Source organism: Bifidobacterium felsineum (genome assembly GCF_002802915.1).
GTDB lineage: Bacteria > Actinomycetota > Actinomycetes > Actinomycetales > Bifidobacteriaceae > Bifidobacterium > Bifidobacterium felsineum.
Map to the genome: position 1 here is coordinate 617,036 of NZ_PEBJ01000001.1, position 17,111 is coordinate 634,146.

Annotated in this window: 15 protein-coding genes and 3 tRNA genes; 11 read left to right on the forward strand and 7 right to left on the reverse strand. The window is 56.9% G+C overall.

Translation table 11 applies throughout. The annotated features are described in order from the left end of the window. The first annotated feature begins 116 nt into the window (after positions 1 to 116). From CSQ86_RS02545 to CSQ86_RS02555, 3 genes are all read left to right on the forward strand, one after another. On the forward strand, positions 117 to 917 hold the full coding sequence (locus CSQ86_RS02545; protein WP_207761548.1) for a thymidylate synthase: 801 nt from the start codon (positions 117 to 119) through the stop codon (positions 915 to 917). A gap of 107 nt (positions 918 to 1,024) precedes the next feature. Beyond that, the gene (locus CSQ86_RS02550; RefSeq protein WP_100493521.1) at positions 1,025 to 1,687 is read left to right on the forward strand and encodes a dihydrofolate reductase; all 663 of its coding nucleotides are present in this window, start codon (positions 1,025 to 1,027) and stop codon (positions 1,685 to 1,687) included. An 84-nt stretch (positions 1,688 to 1,771) separates the two neighbouring features. Continuing rightward, positions 1,772 to 2,299: a low molecular weight protein-tyrosine-phosphatase gene (locus CSQ86_RS02555; protein WP_100493522.1), complete on the forward strand. Its 528-nt coding sequence runs from the start codon at positions 1,772 to 1,774 to the stop codon at positions 2,297 to 2,299. Positions 2,300 to 2,355: 56 nt separating this feature from the next. Here the strand turns inward: CSQ86_RS02555 and CSQ86_RS02560 are convergent, their stop codons facing one another. The 5 genes from CSQ86_RS02560 to trmB form a co-directional block, all read right to left on the reverse strand. After that, positions 2,356 to 2,688 carry a branched-chain amino acid transporter permease gene (locus CSQ86_RS02560; protein ID WP_100493523.1) on the reverse strand — a complete coding sequence of 111 codons (333 nt, stop codon included), beginning with the start codon at positions 2,686 to 2,688 and terminating at the stop codon, positions 2,356 to 2,358. 2 nt (positions 2,689 to 2,690) lie between these two features. Further along, a complete protein-coding gene (locus tag CSQ86_RS02565; protein WP_100493524.1) occupies positions 2,691 to 3,461 on the reverse strand; it encodes an AzlC family ABC transporter permease in 771 nt (256 codons plus the stop codon). Positions 3,462 to 3,673: 212 nt separating this feature from the next. After that, positions 3,674 to 4,423 (reverse strand): hypothetical protein, encoded by a 750-nt coding sequence (locus tag CSQ86_RS02570; RefSeq protein ID WP_100493525.1) that lies wholly within the window; start codon positions 4,421 to 4,423, stop codon positions 3,674 to 3,676. A 183-nt stretch (positions 4,424 to 4,606) separates the two neighbouring features. Next, a tRNA-Glu gene (locus CSQ86_RS02575) sits at positions 4,607 to 4,678 on the reverse strand. A 302-nt stretch (positions 4,679 to 4,980) separates the two neighbouring features. Then, positions 4,981 to 5,865, reverse strand: a complete 885-nt coding sequence (gene trmB, locus CSQ86_RS02580; RefSeq protein WP_100493526.1) for a tRNA (guanosine(46)-N7)-methyltransferase TrmB — start codon at positions 5,863 to 5,865, stop codon at positions 4,981 to 4,983. 256 nt (positions 5,866 to 6,121) lie between these two features. Between trmB and CSQ86_RS02585 the strand changes: the two genes are divergently transcribed. Together CSQ86_RS02585 and CSQ86_RS02590 are read left to right on the forward strand one after the other, a co-directional pair. After that, positions 6,122 to 6,195: transfer RNA gene (locus CSQ86_RS02585), tRNA-Asp, on the forward strand. 37 nt (positions 6,196 to 6,232) lie between these two features. Next, positions 6,233 to 6,305: transfer RNA gene (locus tag CSQ86_RS02590), tRNA-Phe, on the forward strand. Between the two features lie 42 nt (positions 6,306 to 6,347). Here the strand turns inward: CSQ86_RS02590 and CSQ86_RS02595 are convergent. Continuing rightward, the gene (locus tag CSQ86_RS02595) at positions 6,348 to 7,652 is read right to left on the reverse strand and encodes a class I SAM-dependent methyltransferase (RefSeq protein ID WP_100493527.1); all 1,305 of its coding nucleotides are present in this window, start codon (positions 7,650 to 7,652) and stop codon (positions 6,348 to 6,350) included. 177 nt (positions 7,653 to 7,829) lie between these two features. On the opposite strand from CSQ86_RS02595, the gene fucO reads away from it, so the two are divergent. After that, the gene (fucO, locus tag CSQ86_RS02600) at positions 7,830 to 8,981 is read left to right on the forward strand and encodes a lactaldehyde reductase (RefSeq protein WP_100493528.1); all 1,152 of its coding nucleotides are present in this window, start codon (positions 7,830 to 7,832) and stop codon (positions 8,979 to 8,981) included. Between the two features lie 143 nt (positions 8,982 to 9,124). On the opposite strand, the gene CSQ86_RS02605 is transcribed toward fucO, so the two are convergent. Beyond that, a complete protein-coding gene (locus CSQ86_RS02605; RefSeq protein WP_100493529.1) occupies positions 9,125 to 10,048 on the reverse strand; it encodes a glycosyltransferase family 2 protein in 924 nt (307 codons plus the stop codon). A 114-nt stretch (positions 10,049 to 10,162) separates the two neighbouring features. Between CSQ86_RS02605 and CSQ86_RS02610 the strand changes: the two genes are divergently transcribed. The 5 genes from CSQ86_RS02610 (at position 10,163) to dacB (ending at position 17,107) form a co-directional block, all read left to right on the forward strand. Further along, the gene (locus CSQ86_RS02610) at positions 10,163 to 11,806 is read left to right on the forward strand and encodes an AI-2E family transporter (RefSeq protein ID WP_100493530.1); all 1,644 of its coding nucleotides are present in this window, start codon (positions 10,163 to 10,165) and stop codon (positions 11,804 to 11,806) included. Next, entirely contained in the window at positions 11,806 to 13,029 is a 1,224-nt protein-coding gene (locus CSQ86_RS02615) for a glycosyltransferase family 2 protein (RefSeq protein ID WP_100493756.1), read from the forward strand. Before CSQ86_RS02610 ends, CSQ86_RS02615 begins: the two co-directional genes overlap by 1 nt. Before the next feature lie 101 nt (positions 13,030 to 13,130). Beyond that, positions 13,131 to 13,943, forward strand: coding sequence for an ABC transporter ATP-binding protein (locus CSQ86_RS02620; RefSeq protein ID WP_100493531.1), 813 nt, complete (start codon positions 13,131 to 13,133; stop codon positions 13,941 to 13,943). Next, the gene (locus CSQ86_RS02625; protein ID WP_100493532.1) at positions 13,940 to 15,604 is read left to right on the forward strand and encodes an ABC transporter permease; all 1,665 of its coding nucleotides are present in this window, start codon (positions 13,940 to 13,942) and stop codon (positions 15,602 to 15,604) included. The genes CSQ86_RS02620 and CSQ86_RS02625 overlap by 4 nt, the downstream gene beginning before the upstream one ends. 24 nt (positions 15,605 to 15,628) lie before the next feature. Further along, positions 15,629 to 17,107, forward strand: a complete 1,479-nt coding sequence (gene dacB, locus CSQ86_RS02630; protein ID WP_100493533.1) for a D-alanyl-D-alanine carboxypeptidase/D-alanyl-D-alanine endopeptidase — start codon at positions 15,629 to 15,631, stop codon at positions 17,105 to 17,107. The last annotated feature ends 4 nt before the right edge of the window (positions 17,108 to 17,111 follow it).

The window sequence follows — 17,111 nt, forward strand, 5'->3', positions numbered from 1 at the left end:
CAATGCTGACGGTTTCTATTATGCCCCAGCTACACTGTTGGACTATGGCTTTGACTCAAGAACAGCTCGCGGAGATTCGCGCGCGTATCCCCGCCCGCCCCAAGACCGACATCCCGATGCCTTACGAGGACCTGGTCCGTAAGATTCTGACCGAAGGCACGTTGAAGTCCGACCGTACCGGCACCGGCACGATTTCCCTATTCGGCCAGCAGATGCGATTTGACATCTCCAGCTATTTCCCGCTGCTCACCACCAAGACGGTGTTCTTCAAGGGATTGGCATACGAACTGCTGTGGTTCCTGAAAGGCTCCACCAATGTGCGTTGGCTGCAGGAGCACAACGTGCATATCTGGGATGAGTGGGCGGATGAGAACGGCGATCTGGGCCCGGTCTATGGAGCTCAGTGGCGTTCATGGCCTGCGCCGACGCCCGAGGATCCGAACCGCACCATCGATCAGATCGCCAATGTGATGGATCTGATCAAGCATCATCCCGACTCGCGCCGCATGGTGGTCTCCGCATGGAATCCGGCGGAGGTGGAACAGATGGCGCTGCCCCCATGCCATGCGCTGTTCCAGTTCTATGTGGCCGACGGCAAGCTTTCCTGCCAGCTCTACCAGCGCTCATGCGATATGTTCCTTGGTGTGCCGTTCAATGTGGCGTCCTATTCGCTGCTGACCTTGATGATGGCCCAGCAGGCGGGCCTGGAACCCGGAGAGTTCGTGTGGACCGGTGGCGACTGCCATATCTATGACAACCATATCGACCAGGTGCTTGAGCAGCTGAGTCGCGACCCGTATCCGTATCCGCAGATCGAAATCCGCAAGGCCGATTCACTGTTCGATTACAGTTATGAGGATTTCACCATCGTCGGCTACCAGCATCACCCCACCATCAAGGCGCCTGTTGCGGTCTAGTCCGATATCGGCGTGTCACGTTCGGCCCTGCTTATCGCGGCGGGGCCGTCTGACACATCAACTACACTAAGGCCCAGTTCCGTTGAATCCAGGAGGAGTAAAGCGAAATGGAGCATGACAGTAGCCGTAGCGGCTATCACGAACCCGAGCCCGGGTCTGCCGGGCTGTCTGCGAGCGAGGAGGACTGGGGAGACGACTTTCCCAAGACCTTCTCGGTGAATATGATTTGGGCCGAGGCCCGCGACAAGGAAGGTCGCCCGGGAGCCATTGGCTTTAACGGTGGAATGCCGTGGCATTGCGCCGAAGATATGAAGCATTTCAAGGAGCTGACCGTATCCCATCCGGTGATTATGGGCCGCAAGACTTGGGAGTCATTGGGATTGAAATACCGGCCGCTGCCGAACCGAGACAACATCGTCGTTTCCCGGGACCCGCTGTACAGCGCCCCTGGGGCGACAGTGGTCACCAGCCTTGATGATGCGCTTGACCTGGCCCGCCAGGAGGCGATTCCGGATGATGGCCTGGATCGCTCCGAAATCTGGGTGATCGGCGGCGCGCAGTTGTTTGCCGAAGCCCTGCCGTTCGCCAATAAGGCTTATGTGACGGTGCTGGATGCCGAGGTTGATGCCGATTCCTATGCGCCTGACATGAACGCCCTTGTGGAAGCGGGTCTATGGCAGGAGACGGAAGTGGGGGAGCGACTGAAGCCGGCCGATCCTTCGTGCGGCATCGCATCCTACCAGTTCCGTATTCTGACGAAGACCAAGTAGTGCCCAGCCCCGCATTCCATATGCGATGATGAGATCTCGCGGGATTGTGAATTGCGGGGCCGCATGCGAGAAGATTGAGTATTGATGAGCAACACCACCCATCCCTATACCGTAATGACCGTTTGCACGGGTAACATCTGCCGTTCCCCAATGGGCGAGATCATCTTGCGTCACTTTTTTGACGAACGTGGTCTCGGCGATAAGGTGAAAGTGGAATCCAGCGGCGTGTCGGACGAGGAGTGGAGCCATCCGATCGATCCGCGCGCCGTGCGTGTGCTGCGCGAACGTGGGTATGGCGATGAGATTCCGCGTGACCATTTCGCTCACCGCATCTCCCGCGACGAGATCAACCGCACCGATCTGTTCCTTCCGATGACGGCTTCGCACATGCGCGCCCTGCTGCGAATGCTGCCGGCCGGCAAACGTGCTGAAGTGCATATGTACCGCAGCTTCGATCCGAATCTGCCCAAGCCGAAGCCGGGGCGCGAGGACCAGATCGATCTGGTCGACCCCTGGTATGGCGGTCCACACGAGTTCGAAGTCGCAATCGATCAGATCGAAGAGGTCGCACCCTATATCGTCGACTGGGTGGAAAAGCAGCTGAAGGACTGATGGCCCAAGGCTCGGATATCGGTAAGGCTCCCTGTGAGGGGAGCCTTTTTTCGTCTCTAGAACACCAACTGCACCAGTAGCATGTACACGATCGTGCCGGCTGCAATCGAAAGCAGCATATTGCGTTTCCACCAGTGCAGCAGCACAATCACAACGCAGGCAATAAGCTCAGGAATACCATGTGAGCCGGTGAGGATCGGCGTATTGCGCAGTGCGTACACCACCAGCAGGCCGGTCATGGCATACGGCAGTACAGCGCCAAGGTACTCGATGACGCGTGGCGGTTCCTTGGATTCCGGGAATACCAGGAATGGCAGGAATCGTGTGAGGATAGTGCCGAATGCCACCACCGCAACGGTGATCACTCCTTGCCAGATGGCCATGGTCATAATCAACGAACCTCCGTGTGGTCGATGGTATTGCCGTCGGTATCGCTTTGAGAACCAGACTTCAACGTATCCAAATAAGGTCGCAGCACCATGAACAGCACCAGCATGGCGATGAGCGAGGGGATCATGAAATCGTCAGCGCCGAAAATCGCGAGGCATGCCACGGAGGCCAATACGCCGATTACCGCGGAAAGGCGCTCGCGATGCTTGCCGCCCAGCCACTGGTCCAGGAAAATCACCAAGAACAGTGCGGTAAGCACGAAGTCAAGGCCGTCGGTGTTGAATTGCAGATGCGAGCCGATAAGACCTCCGATGGTGGCTCCGGACACCCAATACGCCTGATTGAACAGCGTGACCCATAAATAGAACCAGCCTCGGTCTACGTCTTGAGGAATGCGTGCGGAGGAATTGATGGCAAACGTTTCGTCGCACATGCCATAAATCAGGTACGGGCGTTTCCAGCCAAGACCCTTGAACTTGCCCAACATTGACAGGCCGTAGAACAAATGACGAGCGTTCACCATAAGTGCCAGCAGAAAAGCGGCCAGCGGATTGAACGCGGAAAGCAGAAGATTCACGGTCACGAATTCCATCGAACCGGCGAAGATGAACGCGCTCATGCACATGGGCCACACGAATGAGAAGCCTTTGGTACCCATCAGCATGCCATAGGAGGCGCCGAGGAAGAGGAATCCCATGCAGATCGGCACCGTGAGCGGGAACGCGGCCTTCAATGCCCGTATGCGTATGCCGCCATGACTGTGGCGAGACATAGGACCAGGAGTGATTTGTGATTCATGTGCCATGAATAATCGTGTGCCTCCCGCTGTGATTCACTTTCTGGCAGTGGGTGCAGGCGATGAACATGTTGGGCATCATGGCCGCAGCCCAACATACGAAGATATGAATAGACCTAGACCTTGGTCGCCGGTGCGGTTGTTGGTTGTGCGGCAGGCCAGGCAAAGTAGGGGCGTACGGCCTGTCGCTATGCAGCCGTGTGATTGTCGTCGTCTACGAGAAGAGTATCCTTGATAGCTTTCATAGAGGCTCCTTGTACGCTAGTGTGATCGTCTTGGTGCCTGTCCCATGCGCGCTCCACAAAAACTACGGGTATGGGAGTCATACCGGTTACGGCGATATGCTCATGTACAACGTCAAGGTCGAGCATGGCCATGAAATGTCGTTGCTCCCATTTCGGCCGCGGGTCAGGCTGACCGTTCAGCGCCTTCCATTGCGTATCGTCGATATATGCCGGTATGTGTACCGTTCGAGGTGTCGAGTTGATCTGCCAAATGACGTATTTCACCGGATACGTGGATATGTCATCATCATTGCCTCGCACATCGGCATACGCCACAAGGCCTGGATGGATTTGTTCCGCTGCGATACCGACAAATGAATCGGACTTGAGCTCCTGGCGCAGACGTTGCCATGAATGTTGGTCGCGTGAGAATGCAACCGCAATGGCCAGTGGCAGCCCGGACACCAGAATCAATGCGATCCCGCAAACCAGAGCCGGCAGATCAAGCGCTTCAGGCGTCCATACAGGTAAGTCGCCATGATTGGATACCCATAGGGATCCTGCCGCTCTGATGAGCAGGAGAATTCCTCCGCATACGAGGAGTATGAAGATGACAGCTGAGCGCCTTGTGGTACGCATGTCATGCCGTATTTCGACGTCTTTTCCCCTGATGGCCCTGAGAACTTCAGTGTGGTTGCCTTCCAGCCATTCCATACGCTCGTCCCTTCTCCTGACGGTTCGGTGAATTCGGCTGATAATGAGGCCTGATATTCGAATCGCCAGTTACCCACTTTAGTGAGCTAAAGCATGATCTTTGGAATGAGCGGCTACATCATGCGTAACCGCGTATGAACATACGAAAAAACCTCGACCGATTGGCCGAGGTTTTTGTTGAAGTACCCCCAGAGAGAGTCGAACTCTCGTTGTCAGATTGAAAGTCTGGTGTCCTAACCGTTAGACGATGGGGGCGGACAACTCGTCTTACTATAGTGAGCCTCTGTATTTCGCGCAAATCTCACGCCGTTTCGGCGTGTCGCGTTGGAATTGCTAGGTTTTGCGGGATGGATTCGCACTGAGGCGTTTTTTGTGGTTGCGTCCCACTTGTCTGCGGGATGCAACCACAAATAGCTCGATATCGCAGTCGCATCCCACGGTGTATGGGCAGGAAACGTTGATATTATGCCAATTCGGTTGTTGGGGTTAATTTGAGCATGCGGGATGGAAACGCATAAATGGCCGTGATGCTTTTCCGTCCCGCGCCTGCCCTGTGATTATTTCACTGCATTGAGCGCAACTGCCTGATAAGTGAAATCATGGATGACTCGCCCGGCATCCAGTCCCTTCTTCTCGAAGTTGGTCAGTACTCGCCCGACGAATCGCTCTGATTCGGTAAAATCCGCGTGCGGCATGTCGGCGGCCAAATCGGCGTTGCCTTTGCCGACATGCTCCAGTGGCAGGCTCGAGTTGATGGTGCCGATGTTCTTCCAGCCGTCAAGGTGGTCCATCACCTCATGCACATGCAGGGCGTAATCCTCAATGTCGGTGGCAATGCGCCATACACCGCCATCCACCAGTGCATCGTGAATGTTGCCGGCGAGCTCCGGCTGCACGATGCGGCGCTTGTGATGCTTTTTCTTCGGCCACGGGTCGGGGAAGAAAGTCCAGACCTCGGCGATGCTTCCCGGTTCGGTGACCTTGAACAGTTCCGCAGCGTTGACCTGGGCGATGCGAATGTTGGTGAGTTGCTGCTTGCCGGCCAGCAGCAGGGTATGCGCTACGCCCGGGTCGTATACTTCGAGCGCCAGAAAGTTGGTTTCCGGATGAGCGGCGGCCGCGGCGACCACATTCTCGCCTTGTCCGGTGCCGATTTCCACGATCAGGGGATTGCTGTTGCCCCAAGTGGACTGAATATATGCCTTGGTCAACGAGAAGCCCTCACGCACGTCGAGTCGGGCGTTGCCGGCTGCGATGTCCAGCAGATACGTGTCCGCGTAGTTGTCCCATGCGCGCTGCAGGCGGGTGTCAAGTCGTGCCGAGCGGCGGACGAATGAGAGCACCTTGTGAATCGGATGGGCTGGCGTTGTTTGTTCTTCGATGGCATGTGCCGTGTCGAGACTCTCGTTTGTCGGCTCGGTGGGGGCTTGGGTGTCGGTCATGGTATTGCTTGGCCTTTCGTCGAAGAGAGGTTTATGCCCTGCAGGGCTTGAATCAGCTACTGAATCACTATCTGACCATTGTGCCACCCGCTATGCCGTGCCGACTGGTGATGCGCTGGTGATGCGATAGATGGATGTGTTGTATTTGAAGAATGTCGTAAATCGTTGGAAATTAGCCAGACACGCCGTAGTTTGCGTAAGTTCCGATTTTCAGTAATATATCTATCTGTTGCCTGTCGCAAGACAGAAACAACACGGCCCCGTAGCTCAGTTGGTTAGAGCGCCGCCCTGTCACGGCGGAGGTCACCGGTTCAAGTCCGGCCGGGGTCGCTTGGATGGCCACTTGCTTGCAAGTGGACTATTCAATGGCTCTGTAGCTCAGTTGGTAGAGCGAGCGACTGAAAATCGCTAGGTCAACGGATCGACGCCGTTCGGAGCCACAACTAATAAAGCCCCGCTTTGAAAGCGGGGCTTTTGTGTTATCAGGCCTTCCACCAGGGGCGCAGCGGGTACCACTTGCCGTCCGGGTGGCCGACACGGTCGGGCTTGACCGCGAGGAACTGGTGGATCTGGATGCCGTCGAGCTCAAAGTTCAATGCGCAGGCGGCCATGTATAGGCCCCAGACCTTGGCGCGTTCGAAGCCAACCTGCTTGACCGCGTCATCCCAGTGTTCGGAAAGGTTCTTATTCCAGTGGTGCAGGGTCAGCGCGTAATGCTGGCGCAGGTTCTCCTGATGCACCACGTTGAATCCGGCGTCGTGAATGCAGGATTCAATGAATCCGGGCGCTCCGAGATCGCCGTCCGGGAAGATATACCGATCAAGGAATTCGTCGGTGCCTGGCTTGCCGTTCGGTTTGTCATGGCTGATGGTGATCTGATGGTTCAGCAGGCGACCCATCGGCTTCAGGAGCCTGAACATCTCCTCAAAGTAGCTCTGATAGTTCTTGGTTCCTACATGTTCCATCATGCCGATGGAGCAAATACCGTCGAAATCACGCTCGGGGACTTCTCGATAATCCTGTACGCGCACTTCGGCCAAGTCCTGCAGCCCTTCGCGAGCAATCCATTCGTTCGCATATGCGGCCTGCTCTTTGGACAGAGTGACTCCCAAGGCCTTGATACCGCGGCGTGCTGCGGTAATGACCATCGAACCCCAGCCGCAGCCAATATCAAGCAGACGTTCTCCGGGCTGGAGCCCGAGTTTGTCGAGAATCAGGCGCAGCTTATTGGCCTGCGCATCCTCCAGACTCATGTTCTCGCTGTCAAATACTGCGCAGGTGTAGGTCATGGAAGGGCCCAGGAAGTCGGCGTAGAACTCATTGGACATATCGTAATGGAAGCTTACGGTCTCGGAGTCGGCCTTTTCCGTATGCGGCATCAGTCCCTGCTTGATGCGGGCGAACTTGCTCGGCCCCTCGGTGGAAGGCACCGGCGGCTTCTTGAATCCATGGCTCAGAATACCCGCTGAAACCCGTGCGAATGACACCGGTGTGATTGGCTTTACGTACTTGGCTAGGGAAATCAGTTTGCGCATGGCAGGGTAGGGGTCGGCGTAGTCGATGCCCTCCACGTCGAAGTCGCCGAGCACATATGCGCGGACCACGCCGATCTCATTCGGATGTGCGAGTAGCTGATACATGCAATTCGGGCTGGTGATGTTTACCGTGAGATCCGCGTCGGCAGGCCCGAAATGCGAGCCGTCAAATGCATTGACACGCACCGGTGCACTCTGTTGAACGAATAATCCCACCATTTCGGCTACGGTCATAGCCTTGCCGTTGGCCATTTTCCACCTCTTTTGCTGTTTAGATACATACAAACCCCAACTACGCTTGTATCCTAGTCTTCTTTTCCTCTCAGCGTGTTTTCAGGTTAACGTTCACAAACGTAGTACGCTAACAATTGTTAGGTCGTTCAACGAATGAGCGACTGGAACAGGTACGAGCTCAAAAGGAGAGCACCTATGGTCTATCGGATGATTTTCAACCAGACTGCATATTTCGGCCGCGGCGCCATCAAGGAAATCCCCACCGTTGCAAAGCAGCACGGCTTCACCAAGGCGTTTATCGTCACTGATCCGGTTCTGTTGGAAACCGGTACCGCCGAAAAGGTCACCAAGGTTCTGGACGAGGCAGGACTTCCATACGAGGTCTTCTCCAATGTCAAGCCGAATCCGCCGGTCGAGTGCATCAAGGACGGCGTTGAGAAGTTCGCCGCATCCGGTGCTGACTTCCTGATTGGTCTGGGCGGCGGATCCCCGCAGGATACCTGCAAGGGCATCGGCATCATCACCGCCAACCCGGAGTTCTCCGACGTGCTTTCCCTTGAAGGCGTCGCCGACACCAAGAACCCGTCCGTCCCGATCTTCGGCGTGCCGACCACCGCGGGCACCGCGTCCGAGACCACCATCAACTACGTGATCACCGACACCGCCAACAAGCGCAAGTTCGTGGCCGTCGACCCGCACGACATCCCGATCGTCGCTTTCGTCGACCCGGATCTGACCGACTCCATGCCGCGCGGACTGAAGGTCGCCACCGGTCTGGATGCTCTGACCCATGCCATCGAGGGCTACATCACCCCGGGCGCTTGGAGCCTGTCCGACTGCCTGTCCATGCAGACCATCCGCATGATTGCCAAGAACCTTGCCAAGTCGGCAGACGGCGATATTCCGGCCGGCGAACAGATGGCATATGCCTCCTACATCACCGGCATGGCCTACTCCAACGTCGGCCTTGGCCTGGTGCACGGCATGGCTCACCCGCTGGGCGGCCGCCTCGGCGTGGCCCACGGTGTTGCCAACGGCATTCTGCTGGCCCCGGTCATGGAATACAACAAGGACTTCACCGGTGAGAAGTACCGCGACATCGCCGATGCCTTCGGTGTCGAGGATGCCTACACCGGCGACCTCGAGAAGGTCCGCGAAGAGGCTGTGCAGGCTGTCCACAAGCTGACCGTCGACCTGAAGAACCCGACCAAGATTTCCGAGGTCGGTGCCACTGAGGCCGATCTTGCCCCGCTGGCCCACGACGCCTTCAACGATGTGTGCACCCCGGGCAACCCGCGCAAGGCCACCGAGGAAGACATTCTCGCCATCTACAAGTCGCTGATGTGATTCAGTGCATAGGCCCCCTCTGATGAGGGGGCTCCCGGCGAAGCCGGATGAGGTAGAGATGATCGGGCATCACGTTCTGGTCGTCTCTACCTTCGTCATCGCACAACGATGACACCTCCCTCGTCAGAGGGAGGCAAGGAAAACTACTCGTGCTTTGCGTCCCACTCCTCATCCGTGGGCGTTTCGGCATAGAGCTTCTTGCCCTGCGCCTCGGCAAGCTCCATCTGCTCATTGATCCATGCCGCCTCGGCTGGGTTGATATCGGCGGTATTCAGCACCTTCTGCCACACCGGGTAGAACAGATGCATCGCCGGATACATGGCGGTGAACAGAATCTCCGGCTTGTGCCTGCGCCAATGCTGCGGATGCGCGTTGAACGTGTTCTTGAAACGACGCATGTAGTTAAGGAACGAGCTCAACGATGTATCCATGCGTCGAGCGCTCATCGCGGCGATCATGCGCGGTGAATACACGGTTTTCAGGTCCTTGCCCATCAGATGCAGTGAGATATCGATATCCTCATGCATCATATCGGCCTTATCGCGGCATACCTCATCGGCGATCTGACGCCATGCGGAGGCACGCAACGCCATATTCGAGCCGAATAGCAGAGGTTGACCACCATCCGCACGATAGATACGCTTGCGCAGTGAATTGTCACCGCGCAAACCGAAATGACGTGACGGCATGTCGTAATACATCACCGGACCCGTGGCCCCCATCGCCTCGGGATCCTCGGTGAAAATACCGCTGACCACTTCCACCCAATCCGGACGAATCATGCAATCGGCGTCGAAACGACCGAGCACATCGCCGGTGGCATGGTTCAGACCATAGTTGCGTGTGGGGATCAGCCCCTGCTCATCGTCCTGATGCAGCAGCTTGACCGGGGCCTCAGGGTGTTCGGCGATGAACTGTTCGACGATCTCGCAGGTGTTGTCGGTGGAACGATTGTCCACCACCAACACCTCATACGGCATCACGGTCTGGCGCGTGGCGTTGAGCAGACAATCGCGAATACGTTCGGATTCGTTCCACGCTGGGATGATGATCGAAACGGTAAGCATGGTTCCAAGGATAGAAAAGCGGGTGTACTCAGTCCAGAGTTCGATTCGTGTGGATGCTGCGCTCAGCCGAATGATGCTTCGGCAACATCGAGCCTCTCGCTACAATGGGGAGCCATGAGCGAAAGCGCGCGCAAAACTTATGAATCAGGCGCCGGCAACACCACCAGTGCCGCCAATGCACAACCCGGAACACCCAGCGGGGAGGAAAATCGCATCGATTTGGGGTCTCTGTTCCCTGCGAAAGGTGATCCTCGCAGGCCTCCGGAATGGTTCGGGCGCGCACTACTCTACGTGGCCATAGCCATTGTGGTGTTCAGCTTCTGCTGGCGTTCCTGGGGCAGCATCTCCTATCTGGTACTTGATATCATCATCTCCCTGTTCATCGCGCTGGCCATCGAACCATTGGTACTGGCTTTGGTGGAACACGGCTGGAAGCGCGGCGTGGCTTCGGCTACAGGAATGGTCGGCCTTGCCATCATCATCTGCGTGCTGCTCACCCTGTTCGGCAACATGTTCGTCTCGCAGGTCATCGCCATGATCAGCGGCCTGCCGACCATGTATGAGCAGATCCGCGAATTCATCGGCCAATACAGCACGTTCGAACTGCCGGAGATCAATAGCCTTGGTTCGGAGATACTCAATAACATCCAGACATCCTGGGTGACCGACTTTGCCGGCACCGCCATGAGCACGGTGAGCGGGCTGATGGGCTTCCTGCTGAATCTGATGACCGTGATTATGACCACGTATTACATTTCCGCAGCCGGTCCGAAACTGCGTCGTTCGTTCTGCCGTTGGCTCGCCCCCAATACGCAGCGTCGATTCCTGCTGGTCTGGACCGTGGCGCAGGACCAGATTTCGTCCTTCCTGTTCTCCCGCTCGATTCTGGCATTGATCAACGCGGCCTGCACTGCAATCTTCCTTGAGGTGCTGCAAGTGCCGTACTGGCTGCCGCTGGCCCTGTTCTGCGGCGTCGTCTCCCAGTTCATTCCGACAGTGGGCACCTATATCGGCGGCGCTCTGCCGGTGCTGTTCGCCTGGGGCAATCGGGGATGGACGTATGCGCTCGCCGTGCTGGTGTTCATCATCATCTACCAGCAGATCGAGAACCTGATCCTTTCCCCGAGAATCTCCCAGCGCACGATGGATATCAATGCGGCGTTGGCCTTCCTCGCCGTGCTGGCGTTCGGTTCGCTGTTCGGAGCGCTTGGCGCATTCCTCGCCTTGCCGGTCACGGCCTCCATTCAGGTGATTTTCCGCGCCTACACCAGACGATATGAGTTGGTTGATTCCCCGCTGATGTATGACCCGGTGCCCGAAAAGAAATCCAAGATCGTGGAGGCCTCCGAGGCGTTCGGCGAACATGTGCTGCACCCAATCGGCGAGCACGTGCCACGCGCCGCCAAAGGCTCGACCAAGAAAGTGCCGATGGATGAGGAACTGCGCAGGCTGCAGCAGGAACTGTATGCCTTCGAGCAGGGAGGCCCGTTGCTGCCTGAGGATGATGATTCGGCGACCGTGGCTATTCCGAAGCATGTGCTATCCGGCAGCGTTTCAGGTATGGTGAAGCCTGGTTTACGGGGTGCTGAGGAGCCTGACACCGGCAAACCTGAGGAAAGCGAAGTCGATCAGACCAAGGCGCTGCCAGCCACTGAATCGACTGACAATACAGACAACCATGCGAACGGAGCTGACGTGAGCAAATCGGACGAGGCGAAGCCCTCCTCCAACAGCAACCCGAGAGCGGGGTGGCGCTGATGACGCTGCTCTCCGTGCTTGACGTGCTGCTGTTCATCGTGGGCGGTGCCGGCATGGTGTATCAGGGCGTATGCATTGTGATGTCCCTGTTCGCCAAGCCCGTGCGATTCCCCGACGCGCCGATGACCAATCGGTATGCCGTGCTGATCTCCGCAAGAAACGAGGAGAACGTCATCGGCAATCTCATCGATTCGATTCACGCGCAGACCTACCCGTCCTCGCTGATCGACATCTGGCTGGTGGCCGACAACTGCACCGATAACACCGCTGAGGTGGTCCGCGCCCGGGGCTGCCATGTGCTGGAGCGCCACAATATGGAGCAGATCGGCAAGGGGTATGCGCTGACCTATCTGCTGAACCATATGTTGGAAACCGGTGTAGCCGACGATTACGCCGCTTACTTCGTGTTCGACGCCGACAACAAGCTCGACAAGCACTACTTCGAGGAGATGAACAAGGGCTTTAGCGCCGGATTCAAGATTCTGACCAGTTACCGCAACTCGGTGAACCTGGCTGATAACTGGGTGTCTTCCGGCTCCGCACTCTGGTTCATCCGCGAGTCGCGATTCCTTTCCAACTCCCGCATGATTCTGGGATCCTCATGCCATGTGGGTGGTACTGGATTCATGTTCTCCCGTGACGTCATGAAGCGCAACAGGGGATGGAAGTTCCACCTGTTGACCGAAGATCTTGAGTTCACGATGGATTCGATTCTGCACGGCGATCGCATCGGATACTGCGGTAACGCGATCCTTTACGATGAGCAGCCGGTGACCTTCGCGCAAAGCTGGCGTCAGCGTCTGCGCTGGAGCAAAGGCTTCCTGCAGGTATTCCGCTACTATGGGCCCGCATTGCTCAAGCGTGCGGTGCGTGAACGTGATTTCTCCTGCATCGACTTCACACTGATGCTCTGCCCGTTCACCGTGCTCGGCGTGGTACGCATCATCATGGGTGCGTTGTTCGCGGCGTTCGGTTTTGTGAGCTGGACCAGCCAATGGCAATCCTTGGTGGGATGGTCGAACGGCATCATCACCTCCGTGCTTGGTCTGATGGCGCTCGCCGCCCTGACCATCATCGTTGAGCGCGACCAAATCGGTGCGTCCAACAAGGAGCTGCTCGCCTATGTGTTAAGCTTCCCGATTTACATGTTGAGCTACGTGCCGATTTCCTTCCAGGCCATCTTCGCCAAAGCCCAGTGGAAGCCGATTACGCATAAGGGATAGCAAGCGTTGTTTTTCGGCCTGACATCAGGTTCGGGCCGGAAAACGGCGGTGTCTTTTCGTCAAAGCTCGGCGTGCCCGCTCGCATAGGCTAGAGTGGATTTATGAGCATAGACAACATGCAGGGGAATGTTGGGTTTTCGCCGAATCCCGGAGCTGCCGTGTCTATTCGCGGCCTTTTCAAACGCTTTGGCGGCAAGATCGCCGTCAATGGCTTATCGCTTGATATTCCAGTAGGTTCGTTCTATGGCCTTGTAGGCCCGAATGGTGCCGGCAAAACCACCACCCTCAATATGGTCACCGGATTATTGAAGCCGGATGCCGGCCTTGCCATGATTCTCGGGACTAATGTTTGGCAGGATATCAATGCCGCCAAACGCGTCATCGGAGTCATGCCGCAGCCCGATCAGATTTTCGACCGATTGACCGGACTGCAATTACTCGTATACGCGGGCATGCTGCGTGGTATGAAATGCGCCGAGGCCACGGCCCGTGCACAGGATCTGCTTGCCGCATTCGATCTCAAAGCCGCGGCCAGCACTATGGTCGCTGATTATTCGGCTGGCATGACCAAGAAGATCTGTTTGGCATCGGCTATGATTCATTCCCCGCGCATTCTGGTGTTGGACGAGCCGTTCGAATCCGTGGATCCGGTCTCCAGCGCCAACCTCAAAGACATTCTTATCGAATACGCTCAAACCGGCGGCACGGTGATTATTTCCTCGCATGTCATGGCCTTGGTGGAGAAGATGTGCACCCATGTGGCGGTGGTGAACAACGGTCAGGTGTGTGCCGCCGGCACGGTGGAACAAGTGGCGGCAGGCGAAGACCTGGAAGACCGATTCCTACAGCTGGTGGGTGGGCGCCATGAAGCCGCGCATTTGTCTTGGCTGGACGGCGGAAAGGCCGGCTCATGAACATCGCATTGACCATAGCGCGCTTGAGATGGGCGTTGACCTGGGCCACTTTGCGCAAATCCGTATGGCAGACTGTTGCGTATATTCTTGCGTTGATTGTTGCCGTGATCACGGTGGTGGGCACGGCGATGGCCGCGTGGTCCATCGGCAGTTTGGATGGCATGCCAGCCGGTGGGGTTCTTCCGTCTGATTATGGAACGTTCGCCGTTACCCGAGGGTTCGTGGTCATTGCCGGTACCGTGATCATGCTAGCCACGATATTCACGCAATTCATGGTGTTCGGCGACGGTTCCAGTATGAGCCTCAAGAAATTCGCGTTGTATGGCATCCCCGACCGCCAGCTGCAAGTCGGCCTACTGCTTTCCGGGATGTGTGGTCTGCCTGCCATCACCGGTATGCTCTCGTTCATGGTGTGGACGCTGTCCTACCGCCGTATGGGTGCTGCGGTCGTTATCACATCGCTGATATCGGCGATATTCGCTGTGTTCACCATCATTAGTCTGTCCAAATTGTTGTTCGCGCTGTTGGGGTCTCTGGTCACCTCGAAACGCGGCAAAGCCATGTTCTACATGGTCACCGTGTTGGGATTCGTGCTGCTGTGCCAACTGCCGAACATCATCGTGAACTCCGATGCCATACACGATGCCACACCTGACGAACGTGGTGCGGGGCTTCGTATTGTGGCTGATATTGCGAGTTGGACGCCGTTTGGAGCAGCGTTCCAGCTGCCATTCGATGCCGCACGAGCCAATCTGCCGGCATTGGCTGGTCATCTGCTGGTTCTGGCGGCCACTTGGACGGTATGTTTTGCGGGTTGCCTGTGGTGTTTGCATCATGAACGCCGGATTACGGGTGCCGCATCACGTACGATGACCATTGCTGGGCTTGGCGCGTTTCAACATATGCCGGATTCCGTTTCCGGAGCGGTATCGGCGCGACTGATCACCTACCTGAAGCGTGATCCGCGCCAAGCGATGCTGTTCGTCATGCCGCTGTTTTTCGTAGTGATTTTTGCGGTACAGGCGCATGGGGAGAGCCTGGCCATCTGGCCATCCCTGATTACTGCCGGGTGGTTGTTGGCTATCGCGGAAAGCAATGGAATCGCCTACGATGGGCGAGGATTCACTATGGAGGCCATCGCCGGGGTCCCCGGCGTCAAAGACAGAATCGGCCGTGTGCGCATTTACGTGGGTATTGCACTGGTGTATCTGCTGGTTATGGGTTGCGCACTGCTCGCCATCACCGGAGACTGGACGCATCCTGTGCGGCGCACATTCGCCCTGCTGTTCTGGGCCTTGGGCATCGCCGTGGCCTTGTGTGGTATCGGACTTGCGGAGGTGACCTCCACTGTGTTCCTCTACCCGGTGGCTTCCATGGATAAGCCGTTCTCCTCTCCACAAGGGCGTGCCGTGGCGCAAGGTTTCTTTCCCTTCATCTACCTGATTGGCACATTCGCACTGTTGCTCCCTACCGGTGTGGTTGCTTCGATACTGGCTATCGTCGGTGTAATCGGCTCTATGTTCTGGATATTGATTCCTGTTGCACTCGTCAATGGCATCGGCATGTTGGCGTTGGGGACTTGGCTGGGCGGTAAGCTGTTGGATGCGCGAATGCTATCGATTGTTGAGACTCTTGATTCATTCGCCTCACTTCAGCATTAACCGGCGCATCGGGAGAAACAAGGAATGGTCGTGGCGAAGTCACAGAACAATGGGTGCACGTCAAGACGCAGCAGAGCCAGTCGGCGCGTCACGGTAGCGGTCTCCTCACTGCTTACCGTCGCATTATTCGCCGGGTATTGCGTTGCGGATATCGCCGACGTCGTTCCAGGCATGCTGACCATGAAACCGGTTCCCGATGTCACTTTCGCCAAGCCTGCTACCGCGAAAACCGGTGAAGCCATCGCCTCGCAGGTCGATCTTAATAAATCAATCAATACCGGCCAAGCTACAAGCCTTATGAACGAACTGCTTTCCGCTGAGGGGGTGGGACAGGACGTTTCAGTGATCATTCAGGACGCGCAAGGCCATACCGCTGCCGAGCATGAAGCGGATACGCCACGCGAACCGGCGTCCACGATGAAGACCCTGACTGCGCTGGCAGCTTCCGCCACGTTGAATATGGCTTCCACACTCGATACGCAGACGTTCATCTCAACGGACGGCGAGAGCAATGTGGTGACGCTCAAAGGCAATGGCGACATGCTATTGTCCGCCGGAGCTTCCGATCTGAACCATATCAACGGTCGTGCCGGTCTTGCCACGTTGGCTCAGGCCACAGCCTCCGCACTCGCTCAGCGAGGCATTGATACCGTCGGACTCAATTATGATGACACCCTATTCGGTGAGAATCGCATTCCTCGGGGGCTGTCTGACGGTGAATCGGTATTAGCGGATTACACGATGTACTACACGCCGGTGTCCTCGATGGCCATTGATGGTGGACGGCAATACTCTGATGTCTTCCCGGCACCAAGCAATCCTGACGATTCAGCCGGGTATCCCGAACTTTCCCAGCACACGGCAATTGACGTTGCACAACGATTCGCGCAGCTGCTGCAAGACAACGGCATCACGGTGAACGGCGATCCCGTCGCTGCCGCGGCTCCAAGCGGTACCAGTCCGGTGGCCTCGGTAAGCAGCGCGACGCTGTCCGAGATTCTCGCCTATACGTTGCGCCATTCGGACAATACATTGGCTGAAGAGTTCGGTCGTCTGACCGCGCTCGCCAAACAAAACGTGCCCAATAGTCCCGAAGGCGGCACGCAAGCGGTGCATGCAACTCTGCAAGCGCTTGGCATCGATACGACAGGGCTGACCATGGCGGATTGTTCGGGATTGTCAGATGGTTCGCAACTGACCGTGCGCACGTTGATATCGGTGCAACAGCGCAATCTGAAGACTGGCATTGGCGCGCCGGCTGCGGAGGGATTATCGATCACCGGTCTGATTGGCACTGCGGCAGACCGATACACCGACGATAAGGTTGCTGGCCTTATTCGTGTCAAAACAGGCAGTTTGGCGCATGTGACGTCCATGGCCGGCAATGTCTCCCGTCTGGGCGGGGGAGCGCTGGCTTTTGCAGTAGTGGTGAATAATCCTGATGATTATGAGGCCGCCCGCAATGCGATCAATAGTTTCATTACGAAACTCGCCGATTTGTGATCGG

Coding starts and splice junctions, on each gene's coding strand:
- CSQ86_RS02620 (WP_100493531.1), top strand. CDS start 13,131: ATGAGCATAGACAACATGCAGGGGAATGTTGGGTTTTCGCCGAATCCC.
- CSQ86_RS02550 (WP_100493521.1), top strand. CDS start 1,025: ATGGAGCATGACAGTAGCCGTAGCGGCTATCACGAACCCGAGCCCGGG.
- CSQ86_RS02615 (WP_100493756.1), top strand. CDS start 11,806: ATGACGCTGCTCTCCGTGCTTGACGTGCTGCTGTTCATCGTGGGCGGT.
- CSQ86_RS02610 (WP_100493530.1), top strand. CDS start 10,163: ATGAGCGAAAGCGCGCGCAAAACTTATGAATCAGGCGCCGGCAACACC.
- CSQ86_RS02565 (WP_100493524.1), bottom strand. CDS start 3,461: ATGTCTCGCCACAGTCATGGCGGCATACGCATACGGGCATTGAAGGCC.
- CSQ86_RS02570 (WP_100493525.1), bottom strand. CDS start 4,423: ATGGAATGGCTGGAAGGCAACCACACTGAAGTTCTCAGGGCCATCAGG.
- dacB (WP_100493533.1), top strand. CDS start 15,629: ATGGTCGTGGCGAAGTCACAGAACAATGGGTGCACGTCAAGACGCAGC.
- CSQ86_RS02560 (WP_100493523.1), bottom strand. CDS start 2,688: ATGACCATGGCCATCTGGCAAGGAGTGATCACCGTTGCGGTGGTGGCA.
- fucO (WP_100493528.1), top strand. CDS start 7,830: ATGGTCTATCGGATGATTTTCAACCAGACTGCATATTTCGGCCGCGGC.
- CSQ86_RS02605 (WP_100493529.1), bottom strand. CDS start 10,048: ATGCTTACCGTTTCGATCATCATCCCAGCGTGGAACGAATCCGAACGT.
- CSQ86_RS02595 (WP_100493527.1), bottom strand. CDS start 7,652: ATGGCCAACGGCAAGGCTATGACCGTAGCCGAAATGGTGGGATTATTC.
- CSQ86_RS02555 (WP_100493522.1), top strand. CDS start 1,772: ATGAGCAACACCACCCATCCCTATACCGTAATGACCGTTTGCACGGGT.
- CSQ86_RS02625 (WP_100493532.1), top strand. CDS start 13,940: ATGAACATCGCATTGACCATAGCGCGCTTGAGATGGGCGTTGACCTGG.
- CSQ86_RS02545 (WP_207761548.1), top strand. CDS start 117: ATGCCTTACGAGGACCTGGTCCGTAAGATTCTGACCGAAGGCACGTTG.
- trmB (WP_100493526.1), bottom strand. CDS start 5,865: ATGACCGACACCCAAGCCCCCACCGAGCCGACAAACGAGAGTCTCGAC.